The following is a 22832-nucleotide window of genomic DNA, read 5'->3' on the forward strand; positions in this document are numbered from 1 at the left end:
ACTTTTTTATGCTCAGATACTACATATATTAGCTGCCAAACCTTACATTTTTAGAATGCCATAAACATTTTTAACAATAGTTATAATATTGCTGTTTAGTTTTTCTATTGAAATATTGCAATACGTTACTCAATTAGGTGTATTTGATGTAGATGATATTATATTAAATACATTAGGTGGGTATTTAGGTTTTCTGATTTTTGTATTATTTAAAAACAGGATAAGGTTATTCCACTAACGGGTGCGATGCTTAAATAACAAAAAATTCCTTTTCTCCATAATTGAAGCAACGGGGCAGGTTTCTTTAATAAGAATTTGAAGATACCAAATGAAATATAAATATTAACATTGAATTGTATCGACTAAGGAAATTCGTTGAAAGATCAGGAGGGGTTATATGAAAACGATAATAAATAGAATAGCACTTGGAGTGATTTTACTAGTTGTAGTATTATTTTCGGGAGATAAATCTGTTTTAGGACACTGGTATATGGGATTTATCTCTTATATTTGTTTGTTTTTAGTAATTAATTACATTAGTACATTAGAGAGAAAAACTGAAAATTGATAAAAGAACAAAAATAATAGGTTGGACTTGTTTTTTCGCAACTGTAATTATAGGCTGGTTGCTAATCATTTCGTTTCCTGATATTTTTAATACTTATGGTTTATAGAACAAGAGAAAACGGCTTTTAACTTCTTCAACAATAGGGTTGCAATAATGAAGGGAGCAACGTGGAGCTCTAAACGTTGCTCTTCTTCATTCTAAAAATATTTTCTAGAAACTCTTGGCGGAGCCTTCCACTTAGTTCGGCATAGATTCGAGTTGTTTCACTTTATTCGTGACCTAAAAGGCTTTGTATTACTTCAAGTGGAGCGCCATTATTTCAACGGGCCAGGTTTGTACTGTATGAATAAAAATACAAGTTTAATTTTAGGTTCTTTATCCATTTTGACAAGTGGGTTAATCTACACACTTGAACGTTTGAGTTCTTATGTATATTGGCTTGCACAAATAAATACGGGTTCATGGCGGACTAATCCAGATGTTTCATTTTCTAATAACATCTTTGTGTTGTTATTTATAATAGTCGGTATAGCGTTCTTAGTAATTGCTTTTAAAGGAAAATCATAGTTCTTTCAACAATTGGGGGCTTTAGTATTTCAAGGACAGTTACTTATTGAGTTAATGGGGCAGTTTCGTGGAATAATCCAGATTGATCATTGATTCAGCAACCGAACCATACATAAATGTCATTAACGGGTTACAGCTTTTCAACTTTTAAAGATCCATTCAAAAAATTCCCTATTCTAATATTCATTGAACTAAGTGGGGAAAAGGGGGAGATAACCCCATCCCTTATCTATCTGAAGAACATAAACTAATGGTCGAAACCTTAGCGTGCGGAACTCCACCTTTTTAGGTGAAGTTATTCGAATTCCCCATTCCACAAAAGTGTCTGATAGAATGTAACTGTTTCTTTATCTACCTTCATAGTTCGGCTTTCTGTTTTCAACACGTGCTGCCATACCCTCTTTGCGATCTTGTGTTGCAAAGACTCCATCATAGCTAGTTGCTTCAATCGTCAAAGCTGATTCTAGATCTACATTTGCTCCTGTATTTACGGCCAACTTCATCATTCTTAATGCTACAGGTGCTTTTTCCGTTAGCTTTTCTGCCCATTCTATTGCTGTGGATAAAAGTTCTTCCTTGTCCACCACTTTATTAACAATTTGTAACTGATAAGCACGTTCGGCGTCGATTGTTTCGCCAAAATACAATAATTCTTTCGCAATGCCTTGTCCAACAGCTTTTTGGATTCGCTGTGTACCGCCGCCTCCTGGTATAACGCCTAAATTGATTTCGGGAAAAGCAAATTGTGCATTTTCCGAGGCAATGCGCAAATCACAACATAAAGCCAGCTCAAACCCTCCTCCACGTGCCTCTCCATTAATAGCCGCAATCACTGGCTTGTTAAGGTTTTCAATTTTTGAATAGGAGGTTCTGGTTATTTGTGTTAAATCCATCATTCCGACTGTATCCAAATCTACCATTTCATTGATATCTGCCCCAGCAACAAACGCTTCTTCCCCATCTCCGGTAATGACGATAGCTTTTACGTTTTCATCGGCTTCTAATTCCTCCATTAATTGGGTAATTTCTTGATATACTCGTGTATTTAATTTATTACCAGGTGAATGACTAATCGTCACAGTAGCCACTTTATTTTCAATACTACAGATTAAAAATTCATTATTCATAATATGTACCTCCCAAAATAAATAGTTTCATTATTGTCACTATTATCAAACATAACAAATCGTACTATTCAAAAATATAGTTAATTAGAACTGTTTTAATGACAAAATTCAACAATTTCGGAAATAAAAAAAGCTTAGATTATATGGATACCAGTTCCATTTACTAAATTAACTAGTAGAAAACAACGACCAGTCTTAATCATCTAAAATGATGTTTATTAAAGTTTGTAAACAAATTCACTTAAGCTAAGGGGAGGTTTGTTTAACAAGATAGTCTTTAGGGGAGCACTCCCGCAGAAAAGTATTGTTGTTAAGAAGATGCGAAAAGGGTTAAAGTAACAAAATAATATATGGTAAAATTTGTATATCAGAGTATGGAGATAGGAGAAAGATAACTGTGGGAGGGAATATATATGAAATATGTAATTCAATATCTATTGGCATTTGGGGTGTTGATTTTTTCAACATTTGCTGCGTGGTACGAGGGAAGTGCTATAAGGTTTGATTCATATGAATGGAAATACTCTGCATATTTTTCAAGAATGTTCAACGGTGAAATTACAAATAAAACTGATATATCTCAATTAGACCATTTCATATATGCAGCAAAATTCAGTCCTGCGTTTCCTATTTTAATGGTAATTAGCCTTTCTTATATTCTAATGATTAGTAGTTACTTATTGTTGAGAAAAAACACTAAATCATTGATCGTCTCCCACTTAATTTTAAGTGTATTGTATTTATTGTTAGGAGTTCTAACCTCAAACTCCCCAACAGCAGGAGGTACTTATTTTACTATTGTTCTATTAACCATTGGTATTCTTAATGTTTTCCTTTCCCTTCTATTCTTTCTTAAGGTTAAAAAGGGAACTAAAAGGTATTTGCGGCACGCTACTTAGTTAAAAGATGAAGTAGTAAAAAAAGACGATCAGTAATATGGTCGTCTTTTCTTGTGAGAAATATCAGTGTATTTCCCAGAACATTAATGTTTAATAAAATATGTCGAAACTTTCTTAATTTATGCTTCGGATAAAGGATTATAGGAATATTTTTAATATGGATATGGTTAAAAAGAGGAGGTTCTTTTATGAAAAAAATAGGTATAGCAATGGCATTAGCTATTGTTTTTGTTTTAACAGGGTGTGGTAGCGAAACCAGTGATGGGAAAGATTCTTCTTCAGAGGTTTCATTTGAAGAAAAAACCAGTCATTTATCAGAGGAAGCGGTAACTAACCTTAATGATTTGCCTAACGAGGCGAAAGAAGCCCTTCGTGTTCCAACGAAGTTTCCTTCAGAGCCGTCCCTCCGTGTTACAGCTAATCCACCTGAAGGAGAGATCATTATGGCTTTAACACAATATTCTGGAGATGAGGGTAAATGGAATTTGATGGTACACACCTATCCAAATGGGGGAGATGAAATTGGTAATGAAAAGGAAAGTACCGAAAAAATAGAATTAGATAACGGTGCTGAAGTCACATATCACACGGACGAAGGAGAAAACATCCATTTTATCCTATGGCGTGAAGAAAGTGGCGTTTCCCATATGATTCAATTGATGCAAAACTATGAGAATCCACAAGATGAGGTTACCAAAGATGAATTCATTGAGATTGTAACTTCAATGAAGTAAACTGCCTGTTTGGCTAATGTTAGTGAACATACCTCCATTTAAGCTTAAGCTACAAGTGGATTAGAAGATAAACTGCAGGGGGGTACATCAAATTTATAAAAGTAACCGTTTTACTGCTGGTTTTAACTTTTTTCATTCTAGTAATGGTGTTTGGAAGCATTTAATTACTATAGAGCTATGTATTAGGTGAATTTATTTAAATCACTTAGAGGCATTCTGGTTGGGGAAATTGAAGGGGTGTACTTAAAGTAACAGGTGCAATTGTTAAACAAGGCGATCACCAAAATGATCGTCTCTTTTTAAGAGGAATATTTTTTGAATATTATGTTATCATGTACATGAAGTTATTTAACGATCGTGGTAGAAGTATTTAACAAGTGTAATAGAAATTGGAGGTCTTTGAAATGATACAAGGATTATATGAAGCACATTTACCAGTAAGTGATTTAAAACATTCAATAGAGTTTTATAGTGGTCTTGGGCTTAAACTTGACCATACCATCGAGGATAGGTTGGCATTTTTATGGATTGAAAAGGATAAAAGTTGGTTGGGACTATGGAAAACTGACAAGGTAGAACTTGAATACCATCCTTCGATAAGACATATAGCGTTTCAGGTATCTTTAGAAGGATTAAAGAATTCAGTTAGTTGGCTTAAAGATAAAGGGTATAAGCCTAGGGAGGCATTTGGTTTTGAACCAATCGATCCTTTTGTGATGCCTCACAAGGATTATGCACACGCCAAAATTCATTTCAATGACCCTGATGGCAATAGTTTAGAATTCATTTGTAAAATGGATAATCCAAAAAACTTAACAGAACGTATGTATTTGAGTAAATGGGAAGAAATGAATAAATAAAACTCTTCCACTAATGGGTACAAGAGTAGAACAAAGAGTTCTTGATGTACCAGCTCATATTGTGTTAAAGGGGCGGGTTAACAAAGAAGTTTATAAAAATAGGAGGGTCAATTAATGAATATTTCAATAGGTTTGGCAAGAATTGGCGATCATTACGCTGTGAATTTGATAGTTAAAGAAGGGCAAGATGAACATTCGGTGGCCTTACCGCACATTTTTAATAAGGTGGACCAAGTTATGCCAGTAAACTATTTCCGCGAATTGTTAGAAGACCCAAAGAGCGAAATATTAATTGCTAAAATAAATGAAGAAATTGTTGGTTTTGCGGTTATGGAACTAAACGAGTCTCCACCTTTTGGCTCTATGACACCACGGAAATTTGCTTATATGAGTGATTTTGGTATAAAGAAAAGCTACCAAAGAAAAGGAATAGGGAAAATTCTATTTGAAGCTTGTTTGGAATGGTCTAAACACAAAGATGCTGCATCTTTAGATTTAAATGTGTGGGAGTTTAACAAGAAAGCCATTGCTTTCTATGAGAATTTTGGAATGGAAACCGCCAGTAGAAAAATGACATTACATTTTTAAGGTTTCTATGAAGTTTGAGAAAAAGTGTACTTATAGTTACATTATTACATTAATAAAAGATTATTCTCTAGATGGACATGACAAATCTTATTTCTAAGTTGGTGATGGAAAAAATTAACAATCAACTTATCTACTTTTTATCTCTTCTAATAAAGCGATTATTGTATCATTTTGCCTAATAATAGTTTTTTGTTGCTTTTTTATTTCCGAGAAATTGAACACAACCGCAATTAGAATAAATATTATTACTATAATATACAGTTCCATATTTTCACCTCCAAGTATGGTACATTCTAACATGCATTCCAAATTCATTAAATCATTAGATTATTTCGTAGAAGAAACCGGAAAGGTTGTGAAACTTAACACTTAAATTAACAGGGGCTAGAGTGAAAACAAGGAGTTGTCGATTTGGCAGCTCCTATTGCATGTTGATAACGGGGCAGGTTAAGTAGGTCAGGGTTCTGTAGTAAAATTATACAAGAACATCGCAGGGGAGATATTAAATGATTAAAGGAATATATGATTTCATAAGTGAAGCACAGTTAAAAAAGTATGCAGAACTTGCTGTACGAGCTGGTGTAAATCTGCAAAAAAATCAATTATTGATTATTCATAGTGATATACAAAATGCTACGTTTGCACGTCTAATCCAAACGGTAGCCTACGAGGCAGGAGCTTTAAATGTATTTATAGATTGGACAGATGAACAGTCTACCAAAGAATTTTACTTAAATGCAGCAGATAGTGTCATCGATCACTTTCCTGATTGGCTGGCTGCCCGGTTTAAAGAGTGGGACGATGCGGGTGCTGCTTACATCCATATTATTTCTGAAAACTTAGATGCTTTTAAGGAGGTTTCTACAGAAAGGATAAGTCGTTTCCAAAAAGCTTCTCGTACCAAATTAAGGGATTATTATGCGAAAATTAGATCCCACGAGATACGCTGGTGTCTTCTAGCTGTCCCGAGCGTTGAATGGGCAACGAAAGTATTTCCCAACCTAAGTAAAGAAGAAGCTTTACAATCATTATGGAAATTAATTTTAAAAGGATCTCGGGCAGATGGGAAATACCCTATAAAAGATTGGGAGAATCACAATAGAGCCTTCGAGTCTCGAAAAAAGATCCTAAATGAGAGCCAATTTGAAGCCCTGCATTTTACAAATAGTCGTGGAACTGATTTATTAGTTGGTCTACCTAAAAATCACCTCTATATCGGTGGAGGTGTCACAGATAAAAATCGAAGACCTTTCTTTCCGAACATTCCTACGGAGGAAATATTTACTGCTCCCCATAAAAATAAGGTGAATGGCAAATTGGTAGGTACTAAACCTCTTATCTATGGGGGAAGTGTCATCGATGAGTTTTATCTAATTTTTAAAGATGGACGGATTACCGACTATTATGCCGCAAAGGGACAGCAAGTGTTACAAAATCTTATCGAAACAGACGAAGGATCACATTATCTAGGTGAAATTGCCTTGGTCTCTAATAAATCCCCTCTTGCTCAGGCAGATACTCTTTTTTACAATACCTTGTTTGATGAAAATACGGCCAGTCATATTGGAATCGGAAATGCATCTCCTTCCAATATCCAAAATGGCATTGACCAATCTGAGGAAGAGTTAAAGGCATCGGGTCTGAATACTTCACTTTTGTCAGTCAATGTGACCTTTGGTACCGAAGATATGAAAGTAGTGGGCATTAAAGAAGGTGGAACGGAAGTCCTGTTAATGAAGGATGGGGATTTCCAATTCTAAAACGTACCCAACTTAAAAACAGAGAAAACTGATTTCTGGTGGATTATACTTAGTGCTAGTGAAAACAAACTGGGCAGCATTCCTGGAACAAATGAAGATTATGGGTTATGTTTGTGAAAGAATGTACTTAAACAAACGGGTGCAATACTTTAAGAAACAAGGAGTGGTAGTATTGAGCTTATATCTTCATAATTATTTAGACGTGTTTAAAAGGAACTTTATGTTGGTTGTTATGGCATTGGTGCTATTAGCTATAACATTCTTTGTTTGGGCTGGAGTTCCATTTTTTATAATCGGGAGTTTCGTTGCAGACTTTACTTCTAACTTTGTAATTATTTACTTCTGTATTTCATTATCAGGAGGGTTTCTATTTTCCCTCTATTTTGTTCCGTTCAACTTAAAAATTGCTAAGAATATAGCCAGCATAAAGAACTTTAGTGTAGCAGTAGCTTTCGTGTATCTACAAACAGGATGGATATTAGTAAGTTCTTCTATTTTTGGCACAGTGTTAATCTTGATGAATGTTCTTTGTTAATAAGAAAAGTCGCTTAGAAAGAAGGGAAAGAAGTGGAATCACTGATTTTGGTACTACTATTTGCTGGGTTATTTGCAATCTATGATGCAATGAGAAAAGTTAACCATAATATCCTTGAGCAGACCGAGGAATTAAAAAAGATACGCGAAGAATTAAAGGAGACTAATAAAGAGTAGGTTTACTTTCAAAGTAACGGTTAGTAGAACAAAGAATTGTCTATTTGGCAGTTCTTCGCTTATTGAAGTAACGACACAGGTTAGCGGTACAATCATACATAAGCGAGATTATGGAAATAGGGAATTAAGAAGGTGTGACTCATTTGAAAAATAAAAAGAGACTGTTTATAGCAGGAATTGGTCACGATTATTTTCCTTATAGCAATTATGGTGTTTACTACTCCCGCTAAGGACGAATTGGATAAGTGGATATTAAATGAGTATGGAATTGTTTGTGAAAATATTGGTTGAGAAGTGGAATGTACATCCATTGCTTCACTAACGGATGGGCAAGGATTTACTCAACGACTCTAAGGTTATCTCGAAATCGAGTCTTACAGATAAGGATGCAATAATTGAACAAAAAGTCCTTCTGTTAAAAAGAGGAATGTTTTTTTTGAGTGAATCGGGGTATATTATGAATAAAGATATCAACAACCAAAGAGAAAAACTTGTATTATGCACAATGGAGGAATGTTTTTTGAACACAGGTACAGTAAAATGGTTTAACGCAGACAAAGGTTTCGGTTTCATCGAAGTTGAAGGTGGAGACGATGTATTCGTACACTTCTCAGCAATTCAAGGCGAAGGTTTCAAGACTTTAGAAGAAGGTCAACAAGTTACTTTCGATATCGAAGAAGGCAACCGTGGACCACAAGCAGCTAACGTTGCTAAGCAATAAACTGTAGTGTAAAAGCTCTTCTGTCATGAAGTGCACCCCAAAGTTAGAGTCAAAAATCTAACTTTGGGGTGTTTTATTATGGCTAAGTATAGCTCAACACTTAAGCTTCAAGTTGTGCGGGAGTATCTTGATGGGCCACTTGGGTACACATTATTGGCAAGCACCCTCCATATCAGTCATTAACATTCTTGTTAATTTTACATGGATTGAAGGGATTATGGTGAAAAAGTGTTCAATTCTATCAAGCGAAAATGGTTAAGTTTAGTCTAGCAGTTACACCAGTTCATAAAGGAGTGATTATTCATTCCAAATTGTTGGGCTGCCGGAAACTAGATATAGAATAACATGCTGGGCGAATACCAATATGAACAGGAACTTCCTCATTCAGGGAAGTTCCTTTTTTTAATATCTAAATATCCAATATGAACTTTCACAAAGTTTTTCAGCGGGCGGTTTTTGGAAGATGCTGCAAAAAAATTGGAGAAATATGTTTTTTTATCAAAGAATTGCATACCCTACACATAAATACTGGATAAAACCGGCTGGTGAGACCTTTGATGGAGGATCCAGCACTACCTGAAAAGGTGAATCTTTGTATTGGAATGGAGGAATTCATATGGCAGAAGAACAAGAACAAAAAATTTCCCGGCGGAGATTTATCAAGAATACAGGTTATGTAGCCGGTGGAGCGATTGGTGGTGGAATCCTTGGGTCCTTGCTGGGGACGAATCTCCTCGACACCGAGCAGGAAACCGCCCCGGAGACGACGGAACAGCAGAATAATTACAACCGCGCCTTGATGTATTTCAAACGACGGGAAGATTTCAATACACTCAGCGCGGCGACAGAGCGGATTTTCCCGGAGGATGACAATGGTCCAGGTGCCGTTACGCTGGGTGTGCCGTACTTCATCGATCACCAGCTGGCCGGTGCTTACGGGCATAATGACCGGGAGTATATGCAAGGACCATTCTCACCTGGTACCGATTATCAGGGATACCAGACCAGGCTGCGGAGGCATGAGCTGTTCATGGTAGGAATTCGTGCTCTGAATGACGAGAGCAACAAGCGGTTCGATGCATCGTTCGTCGATCTGGAAGGGGACCAGCAGGATGAGATCCTGACCGAATTTGAAAATAATGCGGTCGCTATGAAGGGTGCTACATCCTCTACGTTCTTTGAAGAATTGAAATCTGCGACATTGGCAGGAGCCTATTCCGATCCATTGTACGGCGGAAATGCCGATATGGAAGGATGGAAGATGAAAGAATTTCCTGGCAGCCAAATGAGCTATGTAGAGCAGATCGGTGATGAGGACTTTGTAGAGATGGCTCCGGATGCTCTGACATCCCATACCAATTTTTAATCTGACTAACGGAAAAGGAGAATCATAATGGCACAAGAACTCGATAAAGTGGAAGTTGTAACGGTCGGTGTCGGCTGGACCGCCGGTATCATCGCCGCAGAACTGGGAAAAGCAGGAGTGAAAGTTGTCGGCCTGGAGCGTGGGGAAAACAGGGATACATCCGATTTTCAGATGGTGCATGATGAGTATCGTTATGCACTGAGGTATGAGCTGATGCAGGATGCTTCCAGGGAAACTTTGACCTTCCGTAACCATAGGGAGGAGCGAGCACTTCCTATCAGGCAGTGGGGATCTTTCCTTCCGGGTGAAGGGGTCGGTGGTGCTGGTGTGCACTGGAATGGCCAGACATGGCGCTTTCTTCCATATGACCTGCAGATCAAGACCATGACCGATCAAAAATATGGAGCGGATAAGCTGGGCAAAGACTATACCCTGCAAGACTGGGGGATCACGTATGAAGAAATGGAGCCATATTTCTATCAGTTTGAAGCGATAGCCGGCATCAGTGGAGAGGAAAATCCGATGGGGCCGCCGCGGAGCAATCCATATCCGACCCCGCCGATGAAAAGCACGCCGATCCTCGACAGATTCAAAGAGGCTGCAGGCAACCTCGGACTGCATCCGTTCATGATGCCTTCCGGTAACCTTTCCGAGAACTATGAAAATCCGGATGGCCAGCAGATCAATGCCTGCCAGTACTGCGGATTCTGTGAGCGTTTCGGTTGTGAGTACGGTGCCAAGTCTACACCGAATGTGACGGTTATTCCGACAGCACTGGATACCGGGAACTTCGAGCTTCGTACGGACGCGGATGTCGTGGAAATCATGCATGACGGACAGAAGGCGACGGGTGTGCGGTATGTCGACTTGAAGTCCGGTGAGGAGTTCATCCAGCCGGCAGATATTGTGGTTATGACCAGCTATGTGATGAACAATACGAGACTGCTGCTTCAATCCGGCCTAGGCAAACCTTATAATCCGGACGACGGCACAGGCGTCATCGGGAAGAACTACTGCTATCAGATCCTGCCAGGGGCCACCGGCTATTTTGAAGATGAGAAATTCAATACGTATATGGGCGCCGGTGCGCTTGGTGCCTCTGTCGATGATTATAACGGGGACAATTTCGACCACTCCGATCTCGGATTCATCCATGGTGGCGTAATGTCGATCACCCAAACCGGGCGCCGTCCGATCGCCAACAACCCTGTACCGAACGGAACACCTGGATGGGGATCGGAATTCAAGAAACAATCGCTCCACTATTATCACCGGTCGCTTTCCATCGGGGCGCAAGGTGCTTCCATGCCACATCGGAGCAATTATATGGACCTGGATCCGACCTATAAAGATGCACACGGGAATCCGCTCCTGCGTCTGAATTACGACTTTACCGAACAGGACCGCAAACTGCATGAATACTTATCCGACCGTGCGGCGGAAATCATGGAGGAAATGGGCGCGGACATCGTAGAGAAGGCGACCATGCCGGACCACTATGACATTGTCCCATACCAGACCACCCATAATACCGGCGGAGTCATCATGGGTGACGATCCGGAAACTTCCGCAGTCAACAACTACCTGCAGATGTGGGACCATGAGAATGTCTTCGTCGTCGGTGCTTCCGCGTTCGCCCACAATGGCGGCTACAACCCGACAGGAACAGTCGGTGCGCTTGCCTACCGTGCAGCAGAAGGTATTCTGCAGTACAGGGAAAGTGGCGGTGGACAGCTCGTCCAGGCTAAACAGAAAAGCAAGCTTGCAAAAAAATATAAGGAAGCCGAGAAGAAGAAGAATCGGAGACTTGCCTGATGGTGAGGCGCCAGCAGTACATGTAGGAGGGCGGTAATGCCATGGGATTTACGAATATAGGAATACCGGGGTTGATCCTCATCCTGATCATCTCCTTGATCATTTTCGGACCGAAGAAGCTGCCGGAAATAGGAAAAGCCTTCGGGCAGACCCTGTCTGAATTCAAAACATCAGCAAACAGCCTGATGAGTGACGAAGAAACACAAGCAGAGAAAGACGCCCAGCCCGAGTCTGATAAGGGTAGCAACATATGAGGCTTTATGGAAAGGCGGACAGCAATGGCTGTCCGCTTTTTTGGGTGGTGACGGTGCGGAATGGGGGATAAGGGGGGTTCTGGTGATAATGCGGGGGGATCTGGCGATAACTGGATTCTCCTGCTGATAATGCGGAGCACCTGGCGATAACTGGATTCTCCTGCTGATACCGCCGCGCACCTGGCGATAAACGGATTCTCCTGCTGATAATGCGGAGCACCTGGCGATAAACGGATTCTTCTGCTGATACCGCAGTGCACCTGGCGATAAACGGATTCTCCTGCTGATATCGCTGAGCACGGGGCGATAAATAGGTTCTCCTGCTGATATCGCGGTGGACCTGGTGATAATTTGATTCTCCTGCTGATATCGCGGTGGACCTGGTGATAATTTGATTCTCCTGCTGATATCGCGGTGGACCTAGCGATAAATCGATTCTTCTGCTGATACCGCGGAGCACCTGGCGATAAACGGATTCTCCTGCTGATATTGTAGCGCACCTGGCGATAAGTAGGTTCTCCTGCTGATACCGCAGTGCACCTGGCGATAAACGGATTCTCCTGCTGATATCGCTGAGCACAGGGCGATAAACGGATTCTTCTGCTGATACCGCGGAGCACCTGGCGATAAACGGATTCTCCTGCTGATATTGTAGCGCACCTGGCGATAAATAGATTCTTCTGCTGATACCGCAGTGCACCTGGCGATAAACGGATTCTCCTGCTGATATCGCTGAGCACGGGGCGATAACTGGATTCTCCTGCTGATACCGCAGCGCACTTGGCGATAAGCTGATTCTCCTGCTGATACTGCAGCGCATCTGGCGATAAGCTGATTCTTCTGCTGATATTGCGGCGCACCTTGCGATAAATTGGTTCTCCTGCTGATATCGCAGCGCACTTGGCGATAAGCTGATTCTCCTGCTGATACTGCAGCGCATCTGGCGATAAGCTGATTCCCCTAACGCATGGTATAAATTTTCCCAGCCTCCCAGAAGAAGCCAGTTTAGTGGAAAATAGAATCGGAAATATAGAGAAAGCAAAAGATGATTTATGTTGAAATGATCATGCATGGAAGAAAATCTCGATATAAAGGTGGCTGATTCGGATGGGGGCCTATCTGTTACTGGGAATATCCATCCTGCTGGAAGTATTCGGTTCTACGATGCTCAGATTGTCCAATGGTTTTACGAGAGTGCTGCCTGTGATGGGAGTGATTGCTGGCTTCGGCACGGGCTTCTATTTGTTGTCGATTACACTGGAACACTTGCCCCTATCGCTTGTATATGCCACGTGGAGCGGTGTCGGGACTGTTCTCACCGCTCTTGCGGGTGTCTTCTTTTTCAAGGAAAAGATCAACCGGCAGGGAGTGATGGGAATCGGTCTGCTTGTCATCGGGGTGCTGATGATGAATTTGGCGAATTAGGAGGTAATGCATCATGAAAGGGTTATTGCTGTTGGCAATTACCATCATCTCAGAAGTTTTTGCTTCCACCATGTTGAAATTGTCGGAAGGGTTCACCAATCCACTGCCGACCATCGGCGTAATTTTGGGATTTCTGAATGCCTTCGTATTTCTCAGCTTGACTCTCAAAAGCATGCAGCTGTCCACCGCATATGCTGCCTGGTCGGGAGTGGGGACGGCTCTGATTTCTATTGTGGGTGTTGTGCTGTTCCAGGAGCATTTCAATGCGGTGAAGCTGGCAGGGCTGCTGTTTGTCATTACAGGGATCGTATTGCTGAGCCTTTCAGAAGAAAAAGCGCAAGCAGCGGACCATGCATCCGCGAAAAGCAGATGATTTTTGCGTGGAACCGTGTATCCATTGGCTATCCTCGGGTCAGAAGTACGAAAATACACTTGGAATGATTGGTTCCAAGTGTATTTTTTATCTCTTATTCTTACTTTTCATCGACAAGGCGGACAAGCATGCGGGCTAGTCCTTTTTGCAGATCTGTATCGCCAACCTTCCATAACGCCTGAAGCAGCTTTTCCTCACGGGTACGTGGTTCTTCATGCTTGGCGAGATAATCGGCGATCTTCTCTGCGCCTTTGGTCAGTTTATCTTCATTCAATCCCATTTTCTTGCCTAGTTCCATTTTGTCTTCCAGGTAGTTGGTAAAGCGGTCGAAGTTCTGCAGGATGTCATCCTTCTTGTCTTCATCAATGCTGGTTACTTCCCGGTCGATGTAGACATTTGTCCTGTTGTCTCCCATTCTTTACCTCCTTTTTGAAGATGTATAGAGCGATGCCCCACACGATGGGGAAGATAAACCATCAATTGAAGCAAATACGCTCACCATTCCTTTTTTTTCTGATATGCTATAATAGATATTTGATTGATTGGACTGATTTTTACACGATGGTTGTTTGGAAAGGCCCAACGCCTAAGGGAAAAACCAATCATATGGAAGAAATCTATTACTATTAGAAAGAAAGAGGGATGTTTGAATTGGTACATATGTTGCGCTGGTCTGTTTATCTTATTGGTATCATGATTTTCAGTTTGGGGATCAGCATAACCATCAATATGCAGCATCTGGGCATCCATCCATGGGATGTTTTGAATGTTGCGTTTTATGATAAGGTGGGATTGTCCGTCGGTTCATGGGCGATCATCATTTCCTTTGTGCTGATCGTCATCTCCTGGATTCTCGATAAATCCTATATCAAATTGGGGACGTTCCTGAATGCCGTGCTAGTTGGGGCGTTCGTGGATTTGTATCTCTGGCTCGGTTTTCTGCCGACAGCGTCCAGCACCTGGATGGATATATTGGTGATCATCACAGGAATTGTGGTGATGGGAATTGGCGGCGGGTTCTATAACGCAGCGGGAGTAGGATCCGGTCCAAGGGATGGCTTCATGCTGTCGATCTCCGATAAAACAGGTGCTTCCATCGGAAAGGTGCGCATCATCACCGAAACCACTGTACTGGTGCTCGGACTTTTCTTGGGAGGCCCGGTATTCATATTTACATTCATTTTCACCTTCATCCAAAGTCCGCTGTTCCAGTATACCTATCTGCACATGGGGCGTATGGTGGATCGAATGGATGAAAGTTTCCGAAAAAAGACTGTCGCTGATACCAGCAAAATTGGATAAGACGAGAATTCCCCCCTGGAGAATTGTTCTTCAGGGGGATTTTTATATAATGACCATGCGCGCCGGGGGGATAAAGAAGTTGTACTGGCGATATCGCGGCGCACCTAGCGATAAGTGAATTCTCCAGCGGATATCGCCATGCACCTGGCGATAAGTAAAATCTCCTGCCGATAATTCGGAGCACCTAGCGATAAGTGAATTCTCCAGCGGATATCGCCATGCACCTGGCGATAAGTAAAATCTCCTGCCGATAATTCGGAGCACCTAGCGATAAGTGAATTCTCCAGCGGATATCGCGGCGCACCTAGCGATAAATGAATTCTCCTGCCGATAAAGCAGCACACCTAGCGATAAGTGAACTCTCCAGCGGATAAAGCGGAGCACCTAGCGATAAATGAATTCTCCTGCCGATAATTCGGAGCACCTAGCGATAAGTGAATTCTCCAGCGGATATCGCCATGCACCTGGCGATAAATGAATTCTCCTGCCGATAAAGCGTCGCACCTGCCGATAACCGCCCTCCTCCTGCCGATATCCCCGCAAAGTTTCCACTCCACGCTGTTTCCCATCAGCGCAGCCCCCACGCTCCACCTGAAGCGGGAAGAGGGTTCTCCGCTACAAAACAGCTAGAATGCAAGAAGAGGAAGCTTCCCATACTGCAAGGACATCGGCCCCTGTTACAGTAGACGAGGACATTTGATTGTTCTCGGTGAGGTGCTGCATCCAGAACCAGGCTATGGCGACGCCAGCCAGTGTGAACAGGAACAGGATGAGAATGACCATTTTGCTTTTCATGCACGAATCCCTCCATTTCCTATAAGCCTACCAGACAGGGTGTCGGCTGTAAAATGGCGAAGTGGTGGGATTTATCATCGTTACAGCAGGGAATCATCTGTGTTATAGTTAAGGAAAATGGCTGAGATAATGAGGTGGATGATTTGTTTAAACGGATTCTATTAGCAGTCGACGGCTCGGAGCACTCCATTCGTTCTGCAAACTATGCGTTGGAATTGGCAGAGAAGTTTGATGGGAGTATTGATGCGGTCTATGTGGTGGATGGAGATACAGCCAAGAAGGACGTCCTGCATAATGCCAATAAATATGAGATTGAAAAGAAACGGAAAGAGAAAATAAAGCCGATCAGCGAGATGCTGGAAGCGTCGGAGATTCCCTATGGTACGCATGTTCTTCATGGGGAGCCGGGACCGACGATTGTGGAGTTTGCCAATGAGCGGGAATTCGATTGTGTGGTCATCGGAAGCCGCGGCCTGAACGATCTTCAGTCCTTCATCCTCGGGAGTGTGAGCCACAAGGTTGCCAAGCGGTCCGATTGCCCAGTGTTAATAGTGAAATAGACTCGCACGATATGAAACGCACTTTACGCGCGGATGCCACGGCATCGGGCGAGGAAAATCCGATCGATAGCCATCTGTCGCCGGGATGCCCATGCTCCCAAAAAAAGTGACTAGGAATACCAGCACCCTTCATAGCACGGTGGCCATGTTGTCGGCGCTGTGCAGTCAAGGGTGCTATTTTAATGGAGGGCTTCGACAAAAATATAGATTGCAGGTATACGGAGCGAACGGAAAAATACTTTATGGAGGACTAGTGATGAAAAGGGCAGGACTCATGTTGTTGGGATTCTTATTTTTATATGCTTGCTCGACAGCGGATCGAGCGGAAACAGACAATACAGATGACGAGAAAGATGATGCACCGGGAACAACCTATGGATTTGTGCAAGAAGAGGATACCGATGATCCAGGCAACTGGTTGCTCCCACATTCGTACCAGGTGACGGTGGATGATTCTTTTGAAAGGCTCTCGCGTTATGAAACAGATACTTCGGAAGAAAAAATGTTCTTCTGGCATAAGCCATCCGCCGATGATTTCCCGTTCACCTTGGAAACGACCTCCAGCGACCTTGAAAAAGAGGTGCCGACGATGGAGGTAAAACCTTTTAACAAGAGTCGGTATGTCTATGCCAAGCAGCGATTCTCTCTAGGGGAAGAGCCGACAGAAGCGGAAATTCAAGAGATGATCGAGTCAGTGACACAGGAAGTCGAAGAAAACTCTGCGCTCCATTTGGAAGAATTAAGGGAAGAAACGGTAGAAAGAATAAAAAGATTGCAAGAAATGGAAGGGATGGAGGGAGAGCCCACTGTCCACACCACGGATGATTATGATATCGAGCCTTACACCTATATGATTGAAAGTGAACCACAACCAGGTGTGATCCACTATGAACTGATTGGTGAATTGGAGCATACCTATCTTCGTACTGCCATTTCTGTTCCGGAACAGAAAAAAGAGGAGCTGTTGGAGACGATGCTGGCTTCCGTACGGACGATTACCGATCAGGAAGAAGATTTCCATGAAGAGGTTGTGTTGGATAAACCGAAAAACTTGTCCTATGAGCCTGCAGAGAATCTTCAAGGCAGTTATCCGGAAGTCGGCTATTCCTTCGAATTGCCGGAGGCTGCGACATTCCGATACTCCTTTCCTGCGTACCATGTCTACCGCTATACTTTTGACACCATCTACGAGGAAAGCATTGAACGAGAGCACTTTACGCTGAGAAGTTCGGAAATCGTGATCCGCGTAGAACAGGAGGAACATGCGAGAAACCGGGAAGAGGAAATGAGAAATAGAGGCCTGGATGACTTTGTGCCATTCCAGCACGATCGTGCCCAGTCGATTACGTATTTGCATGAGAAAGAAGGCTTTGATACAGGAATATTCACAACGGCAATACGAGTGGACTTCGATGGCTATGAAGAGTACTGGTTTTTAAAGGAGACCGACGGCCATGTATATGAGGTAACCTTCGATATCGCCTTGGATGCTCCTGAGTATGAAGAGTTGCTGGACGATTATTTAAATGTTGTACGGACTTTTGAATTGAAAGATGTAGAAGAATGAACAATTGAGCTGATCTACACAACCACATGAAAGATCCATAAGAAAAAGAGGAATTTCAACCGGGGGGGGGATAACCAATGAACAACTGGCTATATGGACTATATGCTGCCATACTGGCGATCGTCTCCATATTTACAGGGGAAATGATCACATTTGTCATGCTTGGATTCATTTTGATAAGCCTGCAAAATATCCATGCTACCTTGAAGGAAATATTGAAAGCGAACAGAGAGACATCCAACTACGGGGGGGACAGTTGAATAGGGGAGTTGCCGGCCGATGCAACGCTTCCGACTGGCGATAGAGCCGGGGGTGATGGGGGCGAAGGTGATCTAATTAAAAGAAGCATGGATTTTCTGTAGAAATACCATGCTTCTGTATGCTCCGTTCATTTAATGATTTGGACCTTGCGGATGGTCCGGCCCTCCACTTTCAATATCTTGAATGTAAGGTCTCCACGTTCGATGACTTCGTTCTCCTCAGGGAAATCTTTCAGTTCTTTCAAAAGATAACCGGCAAGCACATCCTCTTCTTCCGGGATATCCGTGCCAAAGAGGGAGTTCAAGTACCGCAACGTTATTTTTCCATCACAGATCATCTCCGTTTCACTCATTTTTTCAATGAGCGGGTCGGAGTCGGGATCCAATTCATCTTCAATTTCCAGTCCAATCATGCCCTCAATTACATCCTCATGGCTCAGTATTCCTTCCGTGCCGCCGTATTCATCCAAGACAATCGCCATATGCTTCTTTTCCAGCGTCATACGGCGGAATACCCACTCGGCGGAGTGGAACTCATAGACAATCAACGGGTCCATGTCACTGAATGATTCGAGAGACTTTTCCGTGTTGGTCGACCATTGGATCAGGTACTTGGAATGGAACACACCGACAATGTGGTCCATATCTTCCTTATAAACCGGATACCTAGTGAAGGGGTGGTGGATGACAATATCTCTGACTTCTTCATAGGTAGAATTGATCGGCAGACCTTCAATGTCGACACGAGGTGTTTTCAATACGTCTTTTACATTTAAATTGTGAAAATCCAATGCTCCCTTGATACGATAAGACTCGGCTTTATGGAAGGTTCCCTCCGAATCGGCAATGTCCACCATTGCCCGGAATTCCTCCTTCGACACGGATTCTGTCGCCGGCTGCCCTTTGGATAGCAGGTTCGTCAGCATGCCGGTCAACCAGTTCAGTACAACGGTGATCGGTTTGAAGATGACGACAAAAAACCGGATGATGGGGGAGACCATGAAAGCGATCCTTTCGGGAAATGCAGCCGCCACCGATTTTGGGATGACTTCTGCGAATATGATGATGGCGATGGTCAATATGGCAGAAGCCAAACCGACATTGAAATCATATTGAATGGCCAAGGTGGTCACTAATGTAGGAAGCAGGATATTCGCAATATTGTTTCCGATCAGGATAGTGGTGATGAATACACTCGGTTTGGATACCAAGTTCCATAGCTTTTGGGCCTTTGTATCATTTTTTGCTTTTGTTTGAAGCTTCACCTTGTTGGTGGCCGTAAGCGCTGTCTCACTGCCGGAAAAGAACAGGGAAACGAATAGCAACACAATGATCGCAATGATCATGGATGGACTCCTCCTTGTTGGTAAGCAATAGCGCTCTATTTGCAAGCGACCATGCAATGCTTAATAAAATTAACCTATCACATGGCCAGCGACTAGGCAAATTCTTTGTAGTCCGCATATGGACAAATCTGCCTTTTGCTTAGTAGGGGGAAGAGTTACCTATCAGCGGACAACAGGTATCATCTCGACTGGTTTGGTGGACTGTGCCTTCCTTATAGTGGAAAGTTTACAGGAACGAATCCGATTAGGTATATTGGAAGTAGATACCGAAAGATTACAAATTCAGGAGGGGATGGATTGGAAACGGATGTAAGATTCCCGATTGGCAAACTGCAAGTTCCCGACCAGGTGACGTTGGAAAATATCCAAGAGTGGTTGAGGCAAATCGAAACGTATACGGATCGACTGAGAGAGACAGTCGATGCATTAAGTGATGAGGATTTGAGCAAAACATATCGGGCCGGCAGTTGGACGGTTCGGCAACTTGTCCATCATATTGCCGATTCCCAGCTGAACATGTATCAGCGATTGAAGCTGGCTTTGACGGACGAGCGTCCAACCGTACCGGCTTTCGACCAGGAGGAGTGGGCGGTCCAACCGGATACCGAGCTTCCTGTAGAGTGTTCGATAAAGATGTTGGAAGGGATCAATGAGCGCATTGTATCGTTGGGCCGTCAGCTGAAGGAAGAGCAATTGGACCGGGCTTTTGTTCATGAGGTAAATGGAGAAATCACCGTCGCAACAAAGGTGGCGAAATTGGCTTGGCATGAAGAGCATCACTTAGCCCATATCAAGATTGCATTATCAAAATAGAGCTAGTGTGTAAGGCTGATCAATAAAGCAGGTGCTGCCCCATCAGTCCGTGAGCGATGGGGACGGCACCTGTTTGGTATCTATCGGCTGTTTTTTGCTGCCGAACAGATACAAGATCAAAATGATGACCATCAAGGCTCCAGAATAAGTGAAAGTCCAGGCGTACCCGACATAGTTTGCCAGGAATCCAAGGCCGATGGATCCGATGGCCAAACCAGAATCGATGAAAATGAGCAGCATCGAATTGGCTGTCGCTTTTTTCTCCTCTGGCACGAGGGTCAATGCCCATGCTTGGCCGATCGGATGGATGATGGCAAACGCAATGCCGAACAATGCCCCGGAAATCCAGACGGTCAGCATGCTTGAGGCAAAGCCTAATAATACAAGGCCGGCAGTACCTGAAATCGCGGCTGGAATCATCAGGATTCTATGGCCGAACCGGTCGAAGATTTTGCCAGAAAAGGACCGGAAGATGACCATCGTAATCCCCTGTGCGATAAAGAATTGGGAAATGCTTCCACCTAGATTGATTTCCTTCCCGAACGGTCCCATGAAGTTGACCGTCCCCGCAATAGTCATGTAATTGAGCGATACCAATATACAAGGGAGCAGCACACGCTTATCGAACATGTATTTATAGAACGGTTCGTCATCAGCTTTCTGTGGCTGTTTCTTCTCCTCCTCTTTCTCTCTATTACCATTCGTCTTCGTGAAGAAACTGCATACCAATGAAATGGTCAACAGGCCCAGCGTCACGAGCATCAGCGAGTGGAAAGAGAAATTTGCAAGATAGGAAATAGCGATGAGCGGCCCGATGGTCGTCCCGACACTAGTAGACATGGCGAAGAAAACAAGCCCCTCACCCAGTCTGGATTTAGGAACGATATTACTCGATATGGTGAAGACCAAGGTAGTAAGCATACAAAAGCCGATGCCTTGCAGGGCACGGATGAATATCAGAAATCCGACGGAGTCGTTCACAAACGTAAGGCCGACCGTTCCCAGGAAATATACGAGGGAAATGATGAGCAGCAGCTTCCTATGGACCTTTTGGATAATGATGCTCGCAAAGAAACGCGTGATCAGGGAGGATAACATCAACGTGGTCGTCATGGTTCCTGCAACCGCAGGATTATCTGTCACGGTCGATACAAAAATGGGGAAACCTGCCGTGATCATATAAAAAGCACAGAACATGACCAAAGACAATAAAACAATGATGACATATTGGTTCGTCCATAATTTGGCTGTTATTTTACCCATAGCATATGGAACCACCTTTCAAGTGTAAAAATACTGGTTGATTTCTATAGGAGTTTGACGTGATAAAATTATTCTTGCCTTGTTCGTGATAAATATTAGCATTGTTTTAAAGTGCAAGATATTCTGGCAGGCGGAGGAAAAGGATGAAGAAGTGAAACTTTTTATTATGGAGCTTCGTATAAAATAATAAGCAACCAAAATATGTAAGTAGCAGGAGAAAAGATGCCAATGAATATTTTACGACTCATCTTGGCAATAGCCGTTCTTGCCCTATCTTCCATCAGCTTGCTGAATGGAAGCAGCATGAATTTGACGCCCGTCATGCTGTTCTTATTGGGAGTGTTGTTGCTGACAATGGGGGCGGAAGAAATGAAAAAGGAGAAAAAGCCGGTTGGCTATCTGTTGATTGTCACTGCTTTCTTCAATTTCTATGTGTCTATCCAAGGGTTTCTATTGGGCTGACGGATCCGTTTTTTATGATCGGACACTTAATAATCACGGGAAAGGAATGAATGGCAATGGAAAATAATAAAGGATGCATCAAATGCGGAAGTACAGATGCTGATAAGAAAGATGTATCGATGACCGGGACTGGACTTTCCAAAATGTTCGATGTCCAGAATAACCAGTTTACGGTTGTTTTCTGTAAAAATTGTGGGTACTCGGAGTTTTATAATAAAAACAGTTCAGCTGGAAGCAATGTTTTCGACTTTTTCTTCGGATGATTTTTGTCTGACTGCGGGGAGGATGGAAATGAGGAAGTGGTGGAGGAAAAAGAAGGGGCAAATGAGAAAAAGCAAGAAAGACAAAGGCGATTATACGTTTTGGGACGGTGTTCTCGATGTGCTGCTGTGGGTCCCTGAATTGATCCTGTTGCCTTTACGGGTGATTTTCTGGTTGTTGCGAGGAATCAGCAGAAACATCGTGGATTTCTTTTGATTCCGTTAGTGGTAGGAAAGTTGTGCAACTATAAAAGAGAAGTGTTGGTAAAAAGTCCATGATCGCTGGGGGAGGAGTACACGATAGAAAGAAGTCAAAAAGTTGGGCAAAGGAAGGCATTTGCCGGTAGAGTGGAAATGTGCTTGTTCGAATACTATTGATGATAAGGGGGGAGCATCATCAGAAAAATTACGCTGCTGATTATTGTTCTCGGATTGG

The 22832-nt window shown here is 42.6% G+C and carries 29 protein-coding genes; 22 read left to right on the top strand and 7 right to left on the bottom strand.

The genetic code is table 11. The features are described from left to right. Positions 1-85 precede the first annotated feature (85 nt). Both ACFOGI_RS14495 and ACFOGI_RS14500 read left to right on the top strand, forming a co-directional pair. Positions 86-238, top strand: coding sequence for a VanZ family protein (locus tag ACFOGI_RS14495; protein WP_390274186.1), 153 nt, complete (start codon positions 86-88; stop codon positions 236-238). Positions 239-397: 159 nt separating this feature from the next. Continuing rightward, the gene (locus ACFOGI_RS14500) at positions 398-568 is read left to right on the top strand and encodes a hypothetical protein (protein WP_390274058.1); all 171 of its coding nucleotides are present in this window, start codon (positions 398-400) and stop codon (positions 566-568) included. Between the two features lie 914 nt (positions 569-1482). Here the strand turns inward: ACFOGI_RS14500 and ACFOGI_RS14505 are convergent. Next, positions 1483-2262 carry an enoyl-CoA hydratase/isomerase family protein gene (locus ACFOGI_RS14505; protein ID WP_390274060.1) on the bottom strand — a complete coding sequence of 260 codons (780 nt, stop codon included), beginning with the start codon at positions 2260-2262 and terminating at the stop codon, positions 1483-1485. A gap of 413 nt (positions 2263-2675) precedes the next feature. Between ACFOGI_RS14505 and ACFOGI_RS14510 the strand changes: the two genes are divergently transcribed. The 10 genes from ACFOGI_RS14510 (at position 2676) to tatA (ending at position 11970) form a co-directional block, all read left to right on the top strand. Beyond that, positions 2676-3161, top strand: a complete 486-nt coding sequence (locus tag ACFOGI_RS14510; RefSeq protein ID WP_390274062.1) for a YjdJ family protein — start codon at positions 2676-2678, stop codon at positions 3159-3161. A 188-nt stretch (positions 3162-3349) separates the two neighbouring features. After that, positions 3350-3895, top strand: a complete 546-nt coding sequence (locus ACFOGI_RS14515; protein WP_390274064.1) for a hypothetical protein — start codon at positions 3350-3352, stop codon at positions 3893-3895. A gap of 404 nt (positions 3896-4299) precedes the next feature. Further along, a complete protein-coding gene (locus tag ACFOGI_RS14520) occupies positions 4300-4755 on the top strand; it encodes a VOC family protein (RefSeq protein WP_390274065.1) in 456 nt (151 codons plus the stop codon). A gap of 114 nt (positions 4756-4869) precedes the next feature. Continuing rightward, positions 4870-5343: a GNAT family N-acetyltransferase gene (locus tag ACFOGI_RS14525; protein ID WP_390274067.1), complete on the top strand. Its 474-nt coding sequence runs from the start codon at positions 4870-4872 to the stop codon at positions 5341-5343. Positions 5344-5849: 506 nt separating this feature from the next. After that, positions 5850-7103, top strand: a complete 1254-nt coding sequence (locus tag ACFOGI_RS14530) for an aminopeptidase (RefSeq protein ID WP_390274070.1) — start codon at positions 5850-5852, stop codon at positions 7101-7103. A 52-nt stretch (positions 7104-7155) separates the two neighbouring features. Next, positions 7156-7638 carry a hypothetical protein gene (locus ACFOGI_RS14535; protein ID WP_390274073.1) on the top strand — a complete coding sequence of 161 codons (483 nt, stop codon included), beginning with the start codon at positions 7156-7158 and terminating at the stop codon, positions 7636-7638. Between the two features lie 696 nt (positions 7639-8334). Further along, positions 8335-8535, top strand: a complete 201-nt coding sequence (locus tag ACFOGI_RS14540) for a cold-shock protein (protein ID WP_390274189.1) — start codon at positions 8335-8337, stop codon at positions 8533-8535. Positions 8536-9151: 616 nt separating this feature from the next. Further along, a complete protein-coding gene (locus ACFOGI_RS14545; protein ID WP_390274075.1) occupies positions 9152-9901 on the top strand; it encodes a gluconate 2-dehydrogenase subunit 3 family protein in 750 nt (249 codons plus the stop codon). 27 nt (positions 9902-9928) lie between these two features. Beyond that, positions 9929-11716, top strand: coding sequence for a GMC family oxidoreductase (locus ACFOGI_RS14550; RefSeq protein WP_390274078.1), 1788 nt, complete (start codon positions 9929-9931; stop codon positions 11714-11716). A 41-nt stretch (positions 11717-11757) separates the two neighbouring features. Further along, complete coding sequence (gene tatA / locus ACFOGI_RS14555) at positions 11758-11970, top strand: twin-arginine translocase TatA/TatE family subunit (RefSeq protein ID WP_390274080.1); 213 nt, start codon at positions 11758-11760, stop codon at positions 11968-11970. Between the two features lie 4 nt (positions 11971-11974). Here the strand turns inward: tatA and ACFOGI_RS14560 are convergent, their stop codons facing one another. Next, a complete protein-coding gene (locus ACFOGI_RS14560; RefSeq protein WP_390274082.1) occupies positions 11975-12910 on the bottom strand; it encodes a hypothetical protein in 936 nt (311 codons plus the stop codon). A gap of 167 nt (positions 12911-13077) precedes the next feature. On the opposite strand from ACFOGI_RS14560, the gene ACFOGI_RS14565 reads away from it, so the two are divergent. Continuing rightward, on the top strand, positions 13078-13395 hold the full coding sequence (locus tag ACFOGI_RS14565; protein ID WP_390274084.1) for a DMT family transporter: 318 nt from the start codon (positions 13078-13080) through the stop codon (positions 13393-13395). A gap of 13 nt (positions 13396-13408) precedes the next feature. Further along, positions 13409-13768 carry a DMT family transporter gene (locus ACFOGI_RS14570; RefSeq protein ID WP_390274087.1) on the top strand — a complete coding sequence of 120 codons (360 nt, stop codon included), beginning with the start codon at positions 13409-13411 and terminating at the stop codon, positions 13766-13768. 100 nt (positions 13769-13868) lie between these two features. Here ACFOGI_RS14570 and ACFOGI_RS14575 read toward each other — a convergent pair whose 3' ends face one another. Further along, positions 13869-14183, bottom strand: a complete 315-nt coding sequence (locus tag ACFOGI_RS14575) for a DUF3243 domain-containing protein (protein WP_390274089.1) — start codon at positions 14181-14183, stop codon at positions 13869-13871. Between the two features lie 227 nt (positions 14184-14410). Here ACFOGI_RS14575 and ACFOGI_RS14580 point away from each other — a divergent pair, with 227 nt between their 5' ends. Further along, positions 14411-15070 carry a YczE/YyaS/YitT family protein gene (locus ACFOGI_RS14580; RefSeq protein ID WP_390274091.1) on the top strand — a complete coding sequence of 220 codons (660 nt, stop codon included), beginning with the start codon at positions 14411-14413 and terminating at the stop codon, positions 15068-15070. Positions 15071-15414: 344 nt separating this feature from the next. On the opposite strand, the gene ACFOGI_RS14585 is transcribed toward ACFOGI_RS14580, so the two are convergent. Together ACFOGI_RS14585 and ACFOGI_RS14590 are read right to left on the bottom strand one after the other, a co-directional pair. Continuing rightward, a complete protein-coding gene (locus ACFOGI_RS14585; RefSeq protein WP_390274093.1) occupies positions 15415-15639 on the bottom strand; it encodes a hypothetical protein in 225 nt (74 codons plus the stop codon). A gap of 46 nt (positions 15640-15685) precedes the next feature. Beyond that, a complete protein-coding gene (locus ACFOGI_RS14590) occupies positions 15686-15865 on the bottom strand; it encodes a hypothetical protein (protein ID WP_390274096.1) in 180 nt (59 codons plus the stop codon). A 143-nt stretch (positions 15866-16008) separates the two neighbouring features. Between ACFOGI_RS14590 and ACFOGI_RS14595 the strand changes: the two genes are divergently transcribed. The 3 genes from ACFOGI_RS14595 (at position 16009) to ACFOGI_RS14605 (ending at position 18252) form a co-directional block, all read left to right on the top strand. Then, complete coding sequence (locus ACFOGI_RS14595; RefSeq protein ID WP_390274098.1) at positions 16009-16425, top strand: universal stress protein; 417 nt, start codon at positions 16009-16011, stop codon at positions 16423-16425. A 256-nt stretch (positions 16426-16681) separates the two neighbouring features. Then, entirely contained in the window at positions 16682-17992 is a 1311-nt protein-coding gene (locus ACFOGI_RS14600; RefSeq protein ID WP_390274101.1) for a hypothetical protein, read from the top strand. A gap of 77 nt (positions 17993-18069) precedes the next feature. Beyond that, the gene (locus ACFOGI_RS14605; protein ID WP_390274104.1) at positions 18070-18252 is read left to right on the top strand and encodes a hypothetical protein; all 183 of its coding nucleotides are present in this window, start codon (positions 18070-18072) and stop codon (positions 18250-18252) included. Positions 18253-18380: 128 nt separating this feature from the next. Here the strand turns inward: ACFOGI_RS14605 and ACFOGI_RS14610 are convergent, their stop codons facing one another. Continuing rightward, a complete protein-coding gene (locus tag ACFOGI_RS14610; protein ID WP_390274106.1) occupies positions 18381-19598 on the bottom strand; it encodes a hemolysin family protein in 1218 nt (405 codons plus the stop codon). A gap of 297 nt (positions 19599-19895) precedes the next feature. Here ACFOGI_RS14610 and ACFOGI_RS14615 point away from each other — a divergent pair, with 297 nt between their 5' ends. Beyond that, positions 19896-20411 carry a YfiT family bacillithiol transferase gene (locus tag ACFOGI_RS14615; protein WP_390274109.1) on the top strand — a complete coding sequence of 172 codons (516 nt, stop codon included), beginning with the start codon at positions 19896-19898 and terminating at the stop codon, positions 20409-20411. A gap of 42 nt (positions 20412-20453) precedes the next feature. Here ACFOGI_RS14615 and ACFOGI_RS14620 read toward each other — a convergent pair whose 3' ends face one another. After that, positions 20454-21674, bottom strand: a complete 1221-nt coding sequence (locus ACFOGI_RS14620) for an MFS transporter (RefSeq protein ID WP_390274111.1) — start codon at positions 21672-21674, stop codon at positions 20454-20456. A 228-nt stretch (positions 21675-21902) separates the two neighbouring features. Here ACFOGI_RS14620 and ACFOGI_RS14625 point away from each other — a divergent pair, with 228 nt between their 5' ends. The 3 genes from ACFOGI_RS14625 to ACFOGI_RS14635 are packed head-to-tail and all read left to right on the top strand — an operon-like array spanning position 21903 to position 22613. After that, positions 21903-22136 (top strand): DUF3953 domain-containing protein, encoded by a 234-nt coding sequence (locus tag ACFOGI_RS14625; RefSeq protein WP_390274113.1) that lies wholly within the window; start codon positions 21903-21905, stop codon positions 22134-22136. A gap of 56 nt (positions 22137-22192) precedes the next feature. Beyond that, positions 22193-22399 carry a zinc ribbon domain-containing protein gene (locus ACFOGI_RS14630; RefSeq protein ID WP_390274115.1) on the top strand — a complete coding sequence of 69 codons (207 nt, stop codon included), beginning with the start codon at positions 22193-22195 and terminating at the stop codon, positions 22397-22399. A gap of 28 nt (positions 22400-22427) precedes the next feature. Beyond that, a complete protein-coding gene (locus ACFOGI_RS14635) occupies positions 22428-22613 on the top strand; it encodes a hypothetical protein (RefSeq protein WP_390274117.1) in 186 nt (61 codons plus the stop codon). The last annotated feature ends 219 nt before the right edge of the window (positions 22614-22832 follow it).

This window comes from Virgibacillus xinjiangensis, assembly GCF_042643145.1.
Taxonomy (GTDB): domain Bacteria; phylum Bacillota; class Bacilli; order Bacillales; family Amphibacillaceae; genus Virgibacillus_O; species Virgibacillus_O xinjiangensis.